This is a genomic window from Burkholderia sp. Bp9012, assembly GCF_003853825.1.
Classification (GTDB): domain Bacteria; phylum Pseudomonadota; class Gammaproteobacteria; order Burkholderiales; family Burkholderiaceae; genus Burkholderia; species Burkholderia diffusa.
Window position 1 is genome coordinate 47948 of record NZ_QTQA01000005.1, and the last position, 12382, is coordinate 60329.

10 protein-coding genes are annotated in these 12382 nt (G+C 69.3%); 7 read left to right on the top strand and 3 right to left on the bottom strand.

Annotated features, from left to right (window positions below; genetic code table 11):
• Positions 1-388 precede the first annotated feature (388 nt).
• The gene (gene otsA / locus DIE11_RS08215; protein WP_124622739.1) at positions 389-1795 is read left to right on the top strand and encodes an alpha,alpha-trehalose-phosphate synthase (UDP-forming); all 1407 of its coding nucleotides are present in this window, start codon (positions 389-391) and stop codon (positions 1793-1795) included.
• Between the two features lie 33 nt (positions 1796-1828).
• Here otsA and ftsH read toward each other — a convergent pair whose 3' ends face one another.
• Positions 1829-3796, bottom strand: coding sequence for an ATP-dependent zinc metalloprotease FtsH (ftsH, locus tag DIE11_RS08220; protein WP_124622741.1), 1968 nt, complete (start codon positions 3794-3796; stop codon positions 1829-1831).
• Between the two features lie 413 nt (positions 3797-4209).
• Between ftsH and DIE11_RS08225 the strand changes: the two genes are divergently transcribed.
• A complete protein-coding gene (locus DIE11_RS08225; protein ID WP_124622743.1) occupies positions 4210-5874 on the top strand; it encodes an acid phosphatase in 1665 nt (554 codons plus the stop codon).
• A 95-nt stretch (positions 5875-5969) separates the two neighbouring features.
• Here the strand turns inward: DIE11_RS08225 and DIE11_RS08230 are convergent, their stop codons facing one another.
• Both DIE11_RS08230 and DIE11_RS08235 read right to left on the bottom strand, forming a co-directional pair.
• Positions 5970-7466 (bottom strand): FAD-dependent oxidoreductase, encoded by a 1497-nt coding sequence (locus tag DIE11_RS08230; RefSeq protein WP_124622745.1) that lies wholly within the window; start codon positions 7464-7466, stop codon positions 5970-5972.
• Positions 7467-7761: 295 nt separating this feature from the next.
• Positions 7762-7971 (bottom strand): hypothetical protein, encoded by a 210-nt coding sequence (locus tag DIE11_RS08235; protein WP_124622747.1) that lies wholly within the window; start codon positions 7969-7971, stop codon positions 7762-7764.
• A gap of 452 nt (positions 7972-8423) precedes the next feature.
• On the opposite strand from DIE11_RS08235, the gene DIE11_RS08240 reads away from it, so the two are divergent.
• The 5 genes from DIE11_RS08240 (at position 8424) to DIE11_RS08260 (ending at position 12359) form a co-directional block, all read left to right on the top strand.
• Positions 8424-8840 carry a nuclear transport factor 2 family protein gene (locus tag DIE11_RS08240; protein ID WP_059525569.1) on the top strand — a complete coding sequence of 139 codons (417 nt, stop codon included), beginning with the start codon at positions 8424-8426 and terminating at the stop codon, positions 8838-8840.
• 3 nt (positions 8841-8843) lie between these two features.
• The gene (locus DIE11_RS08245; protein ID WP_059600484.1) at positions 8844-9701 is read left to right on the top strand and encodes an SDR family NAD(P)-dependent oxidoreductase; all 858 of its coding nucleotides are present in this window, start codon (positions 8844-8846) and stop codon (positions 9699-9701) included.
• Positions 9702-9742: 41 nt separating this feature from the next.
• The gene (locus DIE11_RS08250; RefSeq protein ID WP_124622749.1) at positions 9743-10501 is read left to right on the top strand and encodes an SDR family oxidoreductase; all 759 of its coding nucleotides are present in this window, start codon (positions 9743-9745) and stop codon (positions 10499-10501) included.
• 40 nt (positions 10502-10541) lie between these two features.
• Positions 10542-11375: an SDR family NAD(P)-dependent oxidoreductase gene (locus DIE11_RS08255; protein WP_221622452.1), complete on the top strand. Its 834-nt coding sequence runs from the start codon at positions 10542-10544 to the stop codon at positions 11373-11375.
• A gap of 78 nt (positions 11376-11453) precedes the next feature.
• Positions 11454-12359: an NAD(P)-dependent oxidoreductase gene (locus DIE11_RS08260; protein WP_124622754.1), complete on the top strand. Its 906-nt coding sequence runs from the start codon at positions 11454-11456 to the stop codon at positions 12357-12359.
• Positions 12360-12382 lie beyond the last annotated feature (23 nt).

Genomic DNA, 12382 nt, shown 5'->3' on the forward strand with positions numbered 1-12382 from the left:
CCTCGCGCGCGTCGACCACGCAAATCGCGATCGATCGAAGCAATTTCGATCGACACGGAGCACGATCGGGCGCGTCCGTCCACGATCCCCTTTCTCCAGGATCGCCGCCTCTCGCTGCACACGCTGCAGCGCAATTTCCGGTCCCGCCCGCCCTGCACGCGAAACGGCAAGTGTTGAACCGCCTGCGAATTCGCCGATCACGGTCATGCACTTTTAAATCATGCGAATGACGAGTATCCTAAAAAAAGCACTCCACGTTCGAACGGCGAATCGCGTTCCCTGATTCCCGTCCGCTCGTATCGCGGCCCCATCGCGCCACGCGTCGATGGCGGCGTCCGCCTCGCGCCCTGGCCGCACGAACCTTCCCCAACCATTCGCAGGAGAGCTGGTGAGCCGACTCGTCGTCGTATCCAATCGCATTGCAGATCCCCGTAAAGCCGCGGCAGGCGGGCTTGCCGTGGCCGTGAAAGACAGCCTGCAGGAATCGGGCGGCGTCTGGTTCGGGTGGAGCGGCAGGCTGCGCGGCGACGGCGAACGCCCCGCGCACGGCGACGACGTGCAGATCCAGAACGTCGGCGGCATCCAGCTCGCGACGATCGATCTCGATCCGCAGGATTACGACGCGTATTACCTCGGCTACTCGAACAACGTGCTGTGGCCGGTGTTCCACTACCGCCTCGATCTCGCGCAGTTCGACCGCCGCTTCGCGGACGGCTACCGGCGTGTGAACCAGTTGTTCGCGCGCAAGCTGAGCACGCTGCTGCGCCCCGACGACGTCGTCTGGGTCCACGATTACCAGCTGATTCCGCTCGCCGCCGAACTGCGTGCGATGGGCTGCAGGAATCCGATCGGCTTCTTCCTGCACATTCCGATGCCGCCGCCGCCGATCATGGCCGCGATCCCGGAGCACGAGTGGCTGATGCGCTCGCTGTTCGCCTACGATCTCGTCGGCTTCCAGACCGAATCGGATCTCCTTCACTTCGAGCACTACGTCGAGGCGGAAGCCGGCGCCGCGCGGCTACCGGACGGCCGCCTGCACGCGTTCGGCCGCACGCTGTCGGCCGGTGCGTTCCCGATCGGCATCAACGTCGACGAATTCGCGGCGCTCGCGGAGAACCGCGACGGCATCGACATGTTCGAGCGGATGCGCGACGAGTATTCGCGTCGCCAGTTGCTCGTCGGCGTCGACCGGCTCGACTACACGAAGGGGCTGCCGCAGCGCGTGCACGCGTTCCGTCAGTTGCTCGAACAATATCCGGAGAACCGCGACCGCGCGACGCTGATCCAGATCGCCGCACCAAGCCGCGAGGATCTCGGCGCGTACGACGACCTGCGGCGCGAGATGGACAGCCTGTGCGGCGCGATCAACGGCGATTACGGCGAACTCGAGTGGATGCCGATGCGCTACATCCACCGCACGGTCGCGCGCAAGCGCTTGCCGGGCCTCTACCGCGCGAGCCGCGTCGCGCTCGTCACGCCGCTGCGCGATGGCATGAACCTGGTCGCGAAGGAGTTTCTCGCCGCGCAGGACGAGGCCGATCCGGGCGTGCTCGTGCTGTCGCGTTTCGCGGGCGCGGCCGAGCAGTTGAAGCCCGCGCTGCTCGTCAATCCGTACGACACGCAAGGCACCGCGCAGGCGATCCAGCGCGCGCTCACGATGCCGCTCGACGAACGCCGCCAGCGCCACGACGCGCTGATGGCGATCGTGCGCAAGACCGACGTGCACTGGTGGCGCACGCGCTTTCTCGACGCGCTCGCCGAAGCGGCGGAAGTCGCCGCCGCGACCGAGTCCTGACGCACCACGTCCTGCCGGCGACAGGCTCGCGCTTCAGCGTTCGGGTTCGCGCGGCGGCCCGTATGCGACGAAATCGCGCTCGACCGCCGACGCCTGCTCCGGCGCATTCGCGCCCGCGCAAGGCCCGGGATCGGTCGTGGACGGCACGGCGCCAGGCGCCTCGCGCCCGTCGATCAGCGCCTGCAACGCATCGCGTTCGAGCACCTCGCACGCAAGCAGCCGTCGTGCGATCCGCTCGAGCGCATCGCGACGTTCTCCGAGCGTCGACGCGACGCGCGCATGCGCATCGGTCAGCAGCGTATGCACCTCGTCGTCGATCATCCGTGCGGTGTGCTCGCTGCAGCGCCCCTCGCCCGAATGCCATGCGCCCGGCATGCCGGTGCGCGCATCGCCGTCGTCGAAGCTCACCAGCCCGATCCGCTCGCTCATCCCGTACTGCATGACCATGTGGCGCGCCATTGCGGTCGCGCGCTCGAGATCGTTCTGCGCGCCCGTCGACACGTCGCCGAATACGAGTTCTTCCGCGACGCGCCCGCCGAGCAGCGCGTCGATCCGATCGAGCAGCTCGCTGCGGCGCAGGACGTAGCGATCCTCGGTCGGCACCTGCTGCGTATAGCCGAGCGCGGCCACGCCGCGCGGAATGATCGACACCTTCTTTACCGGATCGCAATGCGCGCGGCTTTCCGCGACGAGCGCATGGCCGGCCTCGTGATAGGCGATCGTCAGCTTCTCCTGCGCGTTCATCACGCGGCTCTTGCGCTCGAGGCCCGTCAGCGCGCGATCGATCGCCTCGTCGAAGTCGTCCATCCCGATCGCCGGCTTGCCGAGTTCCGCCGCATGCAGCGCGGCCTCGTTGACGACGTTCGCGAGATCGGCGCCGACGAAGCCCGGCGTGCGCGACGCGAGTTCGCCGAGGTCGACGTCGGCCGCGAGCTTCACGTGCTTCACGTGCACGCCGAGGATCTGGCGGCGGCCGTTCACGTCGGGCCGGTCGATCGCGATGTGACGGTCGAAGCGGCCCGGGCGCAGCAGTGCGGGATCGAGAATCTCCGGCCGGTTGGTCGCGGCCATGATGATCACGCCGGAGCCGGCCTGGAAGCCGTCCATCTCGACGAGCAACTGATTGAGCGTCTGCTCGCGCTCGTCGTTACCCGACATCGGGCCGACCCCGCGCACCTTGCCGAGCGCATCGAGCTCGTCGACGAACACGATGCACGGCGCCTTCTGCTGCGCCTGCTCGAACAGGTCGCGCACGCGCGCCGCGCCGACGCCGACGAACATCTCGACGAACGCCGAGCCGCTGATCGAGAAGAACGGCACGGCCGCCTCGCCCGCCACCGCGCGCGCGAGCAACGTCTTGCCGGTGCCGGGCGCGCCGACGACCAGCACGCCCTTCGGAATCTTGCCGCCGAGCCGCTGGTAGCGATCCGGATCGCGCAGGAACGCGACGAGCTGCTGCAGCTCGGCCTTCGCTTCGTCGATGCCCGCGATGTCGTCGAACGTGATGCCGGTTTCCTGCTGCACGTAGACGCGTGCGCGGCTCTTGCCCATCCCGGTGAAATCCTGCAGCCCGCCGCGCTTGCGCAGCATCAGGTTCCAGATGAACACGAACGCGACGAGCGGCACCAGCCACGACGCGAGCGACGCGATCCAGCCGGTGTCGGACGCGCCGTGGAAGCGGATGCCGGCGGCGGTCAGCGCGTCGATCAACTGCGGGTCGGTCACGCGGTTGGTGGCGAAGCGCGGCGGCGTGCCCTCCGACTTCAGGGCCGTGACTTCGGACGCCGGCAGCATCGCGCCGGCCTGCGGCATCGTCAGCGTGCCCGTGATCGTCGTCGATCCGATCTCGAGATCGTCGACGAGCCGCGCGGCGACGAGCCGATGGAAATCGCTGTACGCGATCAGCGTCGACGTCGGACGCAGCATCAGCAACTGCGCGGCGAACAGCACGAAGAAGCCCGCCGCGATCAGCAATCCTGCGTAGTCGAATTTCCTGTCCATGGCATCGGGCCGGCCGGTCACGCCGCCGCGCGCTTATGCGTGCCCGCGCGCCGGGCCGGCACGCGGCATCGGCAGCCACGCGCAGACGGAACGCATCCGCGTCATCTTCGCCTCGTTTCGTCGCATGAATGACACCGCGAAGGCGCGCCACGCGCCGTTCGCGCGGACGACGCACGGCAACGCGCCGCCCGTGATTCAAGTCTAGTTCGCGCGCAAGCGTCGCGCATTGTCCGACAAACAGCTTTCATCGAGGCGGGCGGCCACGTTATAGTCGCGTTCATGACATTTCCGTGACAGCCGGCATCGCCCCGCCCGGGCGCGACGCCGGCCGTTGCGTCCCGTCCCGCGTCGCGGCAGGCCGCGTGACGCCGCCGCGCATCGAACGACAACCGCCCATCCGAGGAGCTCACGACGTGAACGACACCCCCGATCGCCCCGACGACCTTCCCGTTGATCCCGACCGCCGCCGCATGCTCGGCGGCCTCGCCGCGCTCGGCGCCGGCGTCGCGCTCGGCGGCTGCGAGACCACGCCGGGCGGCGCGCCGCGCACCGCCGCCGACCTGCGGCTCGACGAGGCGCTGCGCCGGCAGGTGCGCCACATCGTCGTGATCTATGCGGAAAACCGCAGCTTTGCGAACCTGTATGGCGACTTCCCCGGTGTGCGCTACCCGCTGAGCGAGGTGCGGCCCGAGCATGCGCAGCAGCTCGATCGCGACGGCAAGACGCCGTTGCCGGTGCTGCCGAAAATCTGGGGCGGACTCGTGCCGCAGGCGCAGGAAGTGGACGGCAAGCGCTACGCGATCGCCGAGCGTGACATCGACAAGCTGCCGAACGCGCCGTTCCGGATCGCCGACGCGCAGGGCAAGCCGCTGCCCAATGGCGTAATCACGCGTGACCTGTGGCACCGCTTCTACCAGAACCAGATGCAGATCGCGGGCGGCCGCAACAACCAGTTTGCCGCGTGGGCCGATTCGGGCGGCCTCGTGATGGGCCATTACCGCAATTCGGCCGACACGCTGCGGCTGTGGAATCTCGCACGGCAATACACGCTGTGCGACAACTTCTTCATGGCGGCCTTCGGCGGTTCGTGGCTGAACCACATGTTCCTGATTTCCGCGCAGCCGCCGATCTATCCGGATGCACACCGGCATCCGCACGCGGCGAAGCTGCTGTCGAAGGTCGACGGCGACGATCCGGCCGGCACGCGGCTCACGCTCGCCGCCGATTCGCCGGCATCCGCGCTCGACGGCCCGCCGAAGTTCGCGATCGACGGCCCGCTGACGCCCGACGGCTACGGCGTGAACACGATGGCGCCGCCGTACCAGCCGAGCTACGTGCCGCCGGCCGATCCGGGCAACGCGGCATACGCGGATCCGGCCGACCATCGCGTGATACCGCCGCAAGGCCATGCGACGATCGGCGACCGCCTGTCGGAGAAGAACGTCGACTGGGCGTGGTACAGCGGCGCGTGGCAATACGCGCTCGAGCACCGCGACACGGGCACGGTGCCGGATTTCCAGTATCACCATCAGCCGTTCAACTACTTCGCGAACTATGCGCCCGGCACCGACGCGCGCCGCAAGCACCTGCGCGACGCGGGCCTCGGCGACGAGCCGTCGACCAACCGCTTCATCGCCGACATCGACGCGGGCCGCCTGCCGGCCGTCGCGTTCTACAAGCCGCAAGGCAACCTGAACATGCACGCGGGCTATGCGGACGTCGAATCCGGCGATCGCCACATCGCGAACGTGATCGAACGCATCCGGCGCGGCCCGCAGTGGGCGAACACCGTGATCGTGATGACGCACGACGAGAACGGCGGCTGGTGGGATCACGTCGCGCCGCCGGTCGGCGATCGCTGGGGCCCCGGCTCACGGATTCCCGCGCTCGTGATCTCGCCGTTCGCGAAGAAGGGTTACGTCGACCACACGATGTACGACACGAACTCGATCCTGCGCTTCATCAGCCGCGTGCACGGGCTCGCGCCGCTCGACGGCGTCGCCGCGCGCGACAAGGCGTTCGCGTCGCGCAGCGCGACGCCGCCGGGCGACCTGACGAACGCGCTCGATCTCGGCTGACGGCCTGTCGACGCGCCACCGACGTCCGCCTGAAACGACGACGCCCCGGTGCAACACGGTTGCCCGGGGCGTCGTGCTTTCCTGTTCAGGCGACGCTACGCGGCGCGGCGCTCCGCCTCGCTCGCCGAACGCGCGGCATGACGGCCGGCCTGCCGGCCGAAGAACGTCGCATCGGCCAGCGACAGCCCCGAACTGTACCCGGCGCCCCAGCGCGGCAGCCCGCAGCTCGTGCGGCCGGCCGCATAGAGGCCCGCCACCGGCACGCGCATGGCGTCGAGCACCTGCCCGGTCGGCAGCGTGTCGAGCCCACCCAGCGTGAAATGCGGATAGAACGCGTAGTCGATCCGGCAATCGAGCGCGACGAACGGCGGCTCGATCAGCGGCGTCAGCCACTTCTCCGCCTTGTGGAACAACGGATCGACGCCTTCGGCCGCGTGGCGGTTGTAGACGTCGACGGTCGCCGTCAGGGTGCCGGCCGGCATCTGCAGGTCGCGTTCGACTTCCTCCCATGTCTCGCCCGCCGCCGCGATGCCGATCCGCGCGATCGCGGGCGGCTCCTGATAGGTCGCCTGGTCGACCAGCAGGTAGATCCGGTCGTCGGCCTGGTGGAACGCGTGATGGCCGGTGCGGCCGTGATAGCCGTCCTCGTTGATGAAGCGCTGGCCGCGCGCGTTCACGAAGATCCCGCGGATCAGCGATTCGGGCGCGTAGAACGGCAGGCTGACGAAACCCTGGTCCATGTGGATCGCGGCCCCGCCCGCGCTCTGGCCGAGCAGGATGCCCGAGCCGTCGTCGCCCGGGCTGCCGATCGGTTCGTCCGAGCGCAGCAACTGCGGCGCGTGCCGGCGCACCATGTCGCGGTTCATCGCGAAGCCGCCCGCGCACAGGATCACCGCGCGGCGCGCCCGCACGCATGCCGTCTCGCCGTACGCGCGCAGCACGACGCCGCGCACCGCGCCGGCATCGTCGACGATCAGCGCCAGGGCGCGCGTGTCGTAGCGTGTCGATACGCCGAGCGCCTGCACGCGCCCGGCCAGCACGCGCATCAGCATCTGCCCGCCGCCCCAGCCCGGCCATTGCGGTGTGTGCCCGCGCGGGCACGGCTTCGCGGCCTCGCTGAACGGCCAGGCCTCCTCGCTGCCGGACCAGATCAGGCAATCGTCCGTTTCCGGTTCGACGATCCGCTCGGCAATGAACGTGTTCTTGTACGTGAGGCCCTGCGCGACGAGCCAGTCGTGATGCGCGAGGCTCTCGTTCGCGTAGAGACGCACCTTCGCCTCGTCCGCGTCTCGGCCGCCCGCGAGCATCAGGTAGCGGTACAGGTCCTCGGTATCGTCGCTGAAGCCGGCCTGCCGCTGCGCAGGCGTGCCGCCACTGCCGCCGAGGTAGATCTCGCCGCCGGACAGCGCGCTCGTGCCGCCGTAGCTCGACGCGCGCTCGACGATCAGCGTGTCGGCGCCGGCGCTCGCGGCTTCGATCGCCGCGCACGCGCCGGCCGCGCCGAAGCCGACGATCACGACGTCGTGTTCGGCGTCCCAGCGACGCACGTCGCGGACGTTCAGGGGGCGGGTCAGGGAATAGTCGGATGACATCGCGTAATGGTTCTGCGTGAAGGGAATGGGTGAAAGGCGGTGGTCGTGGCGAAGCACCGCCGGGCAGGCAGCCCGACACGGACGTCGGCGCGGTGTCGATGCGAGCGCTCGAGAGCGCGCATGCGAGCCGCGCGGGGTATCGTGGGCGGGAAACTCGAACGACGACGGGAAACCGGATGGGCGACCCGCGGCGCATGTATCGCGGTGCTCCACCCGGTCTGTCCGCGAGGACGCCGCCGCATCGCGACGGCTTCCCGGCGACATCGAATCGGCGCGGCGCACGGCCGCGCCAGCGTCACATGCCGCGCAGCGCGGCGAAGCCGAAGTGCGACGGATCGATCGGTACGCAACCCGTCGGCAAGCCGTTCGAGTCGACCGAGCGGCATTGCAGGATGCCGGCCGCATACGGCGGCGACGGGACCTGCTCGGCACCATATCGCGCCACTACCGTGGCCGCGAACGTGCCTATCGCCAATACGCACAGCTTGCGAGTCGTCAGTCTCATGATTGTCGTCCCCTCCGGTTGGCCGCTATCGCGGTTCGTATCCGGCGACTGACCACGTGCAACGGCGCCGGATGACTGCACGGTAGCCAGCGCCGGCCCGCCAGCCATCGTCCATTTCGACTAGGGGCAAACACGAATCGCGCTTCATGCGGCGCACCGCACTGCAGCATTACTGCGTGATTGGTTCGACTGAAAGACCCGCAAACCGTCTGCCCCGGCTTGTTGCGATCGGCCGCATCACCGTCGGCCGCATGCCGTGCATCCGTCGCTGCATCGCAGCATCGGACGTTGCACCGCCGTCGGCCCCGGTGTTTTCCCCGATCCTGACCCTGCTCCGTATGGATGATGAGCATCGATCGGTCCGATGCGAACCTGCGCGTCGACGTCGCAACGCCGCTGCATCCGCGCTCGCGGCGCGGCAAACGCTTTCCGTTCACTCACGGGAGTACCGCATGACCGATTCGAATCCCCGCCACGCGCTGTACGAACTTGCGTGCCGTTACGCGCAAGCCGTCGATCGGCGCGACTGGCCGCGCCTCGCCACCCTCTTCACCGCCGATGCGCAGCTCGACGGCCCCGGTTTCCGCTTCGACGACCGCGACGCGATCGTCGCCGGCATGAGCGTGATCGAGCGCTACGAGACGACCCAGCATCACGTGCACAACCAGCTCGTCACGCTCGACGGCGGCGAAGCCGATGTCGAGACCTACGGCGTCGCGTGCCACGTCTATGTGCGCGACGGCGTGAAGCGCAAGCTCGACTGGGGGCTGCGCTATCGCGACCGCTGCGTGTTCGACGGCGGCACGTGGCGCTTCGCCGCGCGCACGCTGCACGTCGACTGGTCGCAAGACCTGCCGCTGGAGGGCTGAACGATGCGCTCGCCCCTCCCCCTCGCCGGCCGCACCGCGCTCGTCACGGGCGGCGCCGGCGGCATCGGCGCGGCCTGCGCGCACGCGCTCGCCGCCGATGGCGCGGCCGTCGTGCTGATGGGCCGCCGCCGCGACGCGCTCGAACGCACGCAGCGGCATCTGGCCGAGGCAGTGCCCGGCAGCCGGGTCGCGATCCACGCCGGCGACGCCTGCGACGACGCCGACCTGCAGGCCGCGCTGGATACCGCATGGGCGCTCGACGGCCGTCTCGACATCGTCGTGCCGACCGTCGGCGGCGCCGGGTTCCGCCCGCTGCTGATGCACGACGCCGACAGCTTCCGCGCGGAAATCGACCTGAACCTGTCCAGCGCGTTCGCCGCGATCCGTCACGCCGCGCCGCGGCTCGCCGACAGCGGCGGCGGCTCCATCGTTTGCATCTCGTCGACCGCCGCGCAGATCAATTTCCGCTGGCTGACCGCGTACTGCACCGCGAAGGCCGCGCTCGAGGCGCTGGTGCGCGGTGCGGCCGAGGAGCTGGCCGGCGCGAAGATCCGTGTGAACGCAGTGCGGCCGGGCCTCACGCGCTCCGAAGCCACCGCCCCGATGTTCGACGACCGTGCGCTGGTCGACAGCTTCCTCGAACAGATTCCGCTCGGCACGCTCGGTGAACCGGAAGCGATCGCGCACGCGGTGCGCTATCTCGCGGGCCCCGAGTCGGGCTGGGTCACCGGCCAGAGCTTCGCGGTCGACGGCGGCCACGAGCTGCGCACCAACCCGCGCGTCGACGCAACGATCGCGCAGATCTACGGCGCGGCCGCGCTCGACGCGGTCAAGGCCGGCCGCGCGCCGGGCGCCGCATGAGCGCCCGCCTTCTTTCAACGTCGCAGGAAATCGAACCCAACATGAATCGAGTCGCAAACAAGGTCGCGCTGATCACCGGCGCGGCAAGTGGCGTCGGCCGCGCCGATGCGCTGCTGCTGGCCGCCGAGGGCGCGCGCGTCGTGCTCACCGACATCGACGAGGATGCGGGCCGCGCGCTCGCGCGCGAAATCGGCGACACCGCGCTGTTCGTGCGCCAGGACATCGCAGACGAGGACGGCTGGCGGCACGCGATCGCGTCGACGCTCGACCGCTTCGGCCGCCTCGACGTACTCGTCAACAACGCGGCGATCTGCCCGGTCGGCTCGATCGAGGACACGAGCCTCGACACCTGGCGGCGCGTGCTGCGTGTCAACGCAGACGGCTATTTCCTCGGCTGCAAGTACGCGATCGGCGCGATGAAAGGCAACGACACGCCGGGCTCGATCGTGATGATGTCGTCGGTCGCCGCGCTCGGCGGGCTGCCGATGATGTGCGCGTACACCGGGTCGAAAGGCGCGGTGACGGCGCTCGCGCGCAGCGTCGCCGTGCACTGCAAGCGCAGCGGCTACCGGATCCGCTGCAACTCGATCCATCCGGACGGGATCTGGACGCCGATGACGCAGGCGCTGATGCCCGATCTCGATCCAACCGCACTCGGCATCGGCAGCGATCCGATGGCACGCATGTGCGATCCGCGGGACGTCGCGAATCTCGTGCTGTTCCTTGCCTCCGACGAATCGCGTTTCGTGAACGGCGCGGAGCTGCGGATCGACAACGCGCAACTCGTTTCGTCGCTGTGATGCGGCTCGTGGCTTTTTCGTTCGAAGGAGTGTTGTGGTGATTTCATTTACCGGCAAGACAGTACTGATCACCGGCGGCGGCGCGGGCATCGGCCGCGCGTGCGCGGAAGGATTCGGCGCGGCGGGTGCGCGCGTCGCGGTGGCCGAGCTCGACCCCGCTCGCGCGCAGGACGTGCGCCAGGCGCTCGAAGCCGCGGGCGTCGACGCGCTCGTCGGCGTCGTGGACGTCACGCGCCGCGACGAGGTCGACGCATTCGCGCAGACGATCGACGCACGCTTCGGCGGCCTCGACGTGCTCGTCAACAACGTCGGCGATTTCCTGCAGATCGCGAAACCGTTCGACGATCATACCGACGACGACATCGCGCGGCTGTTCGACGTGAACCTGCGCCAGGTGTTCGTCGTCACGCAGGCGATGCTGCCGTTGCTGCGCAAGCGCGGCGCGGGCAGCAGCATCGTCGGCGTGTCGTCGATCGAGGGCTTCCGCGCGATTCCGAACTGCACGGTCTATGCGTCGTTCAAGACCGCACTGACCGGTTTCACGAAAAGCCTCGCGCTCGAACTCGGGCCGGCCGGCATTCGCGTGAACCAGATCGCGCCAGAGACCACCGAGACGCCGCAGGTGCCCGTGAGCGCGATGGTCGCGGCCGAGCATCGCGCGCACATCCCGCGCTGGATTCCGCTCGGGCGCTTCGGTGCCGCCGGCGACATCGCGGGCGCCGCGCTGTTCCTCGCGAGCCCGCTCGCCGCGTGGGTCACCGGCACGACGCTGCACGTGGACGGCGGCGCGCTCGCGGCGGCCGGCTGGTACCGCGACCCGAACGGTTTCTGGACCAACCTGCCGGTCGTCACGGGCAACGGCTTCAACTTCTGAGCGCACTTCCGTGCGGCTTCATCCGTTCAATCGTCGGTTCAATTCATGCGGCGCGCCTGCGCCGCCCTCGGAGACACCATGAACATCCTGATCATCGGCGGCACCGGCCTCATCGGCGGCCACGCCGCGCTGCATCTGCGCGCGCAAGGCAACGACGTGACGCTCGCCGCCCGCAAGCCGCCCGCGCCTGGCAGCGCGCTCGCGCAATTCGACGTGCTGTTGCGCGACTACGTGGCCGGCAACTTCACGCGTGACGATCTCGCGCCGTTCGACGCGGTCGTGTTCGCGGCAGGCAACGACATTCGCCACCTGCCGCCCGGCACCGACGAAGCCGCGCACTGGGAACGCGCGAACGTCGACGCGGTACCGCGCTTCTTCGCGCTCGCGCGCGACGCGGGCGTGAAGCGCGCGGTGCTGGTCGGCAGCTTCTATCCGCAGGTCGCGCCGGCACTCGTCGACACGGTGCCGTACGTGCGCTCGCGCCATCTCGCGGACGAACGCGTGCGCGCGCTCGCGTCGCCGTCGTTCGCGGTGTGCAGCGTCAATGCGCCGTTCGTCGTCGGGTCGGTGCCGGGGCTGCGCAACGAGATGTTCGCCGCGTACACGGGCTATGCGCAGGGCAAGCTCGCCGGCCTGCCGGTGTACGGGCCGGCCGGCGGCAGCAACTTCATCTCGACGCAGTCGCTGTCGGAAGCGATCTGGGGCGCGCTGCAACGCGGCGCATCCGGCAAGGCCTATCTCGTCGGCGACGAGAACCTGAGCTTCGCCGACTATTTCGCGGCCTTCTTCCGCGCGGCGGGCAATCCGCAGCCGGTGCCGTCGCTCGACCAGGAGCATCCGCTGCTGCCCGATATGGCGATCTACACGGGGCGCGGCAACGTCGTGTCGTACGAACCCGATCCGGCCGATATCGCGCTGCTGCGCTACCGGCGCGGCGACGTGCAGCGCGCGGTGAACGAAGTGGTCGCGCAATGCGGCGCGTGAGCGCACTGCCCGCGCAACACGCG

Excerpts from the sequence above, each read along its gene's own strand:
- DIE11_RS08260 (WP_124622754.1), top strand. The coding sequence starts at position 11,454 with ATGAACATCCTGATCATCGGCGGCACCGGCCTCATCGGCGGCCACGCC.
- DIE11_RS08230 (WP_124622745.1), bottom strand. The coding sequence starts at position 7,466 with ATGTCATCCGACTATTCCCTGACCCGCCCCCTGAACGTCCGCGACGTG.
- DIE11_RS08250 (WP_124622749.1), top strand. The coding sequence starts at position 9,743 with ATGAATCGAGTCGCAAACAAGGTCGCGCTGATCACCGGCGCGGCAAGT.
- DIE11_RS08235 (WP_124622747.1), bottom strand. The coding sequence starts at position 7,971 with ATGAGACTGACGACTCGCAAGCTGTGCGTATTGGCGATAGGCACGTTC.
- DIE11_RS08240 (WP_059525569.1), top strand. The coding sequence starts at position 8,424 with ATGACCGATTCGAATCCCCGCCACGCGCTGTACGAACTTGCGTGCCGT.
- DIE11_RS08245 (WP_059600484.1), top strand. The coding sequence starts at position 8,844 with ATGCGCTCGCCCCTCCCCCTCGCCGGCCGCACCGCGCTCGTCACGGGC.
- ftsH (WP_124622741.1), bottom strand. The coding sequence starts at position 3,796 with ATGGACAGGAAATTCGACTACGCAGGATTGCTGATCGCGGCGGGCTTC.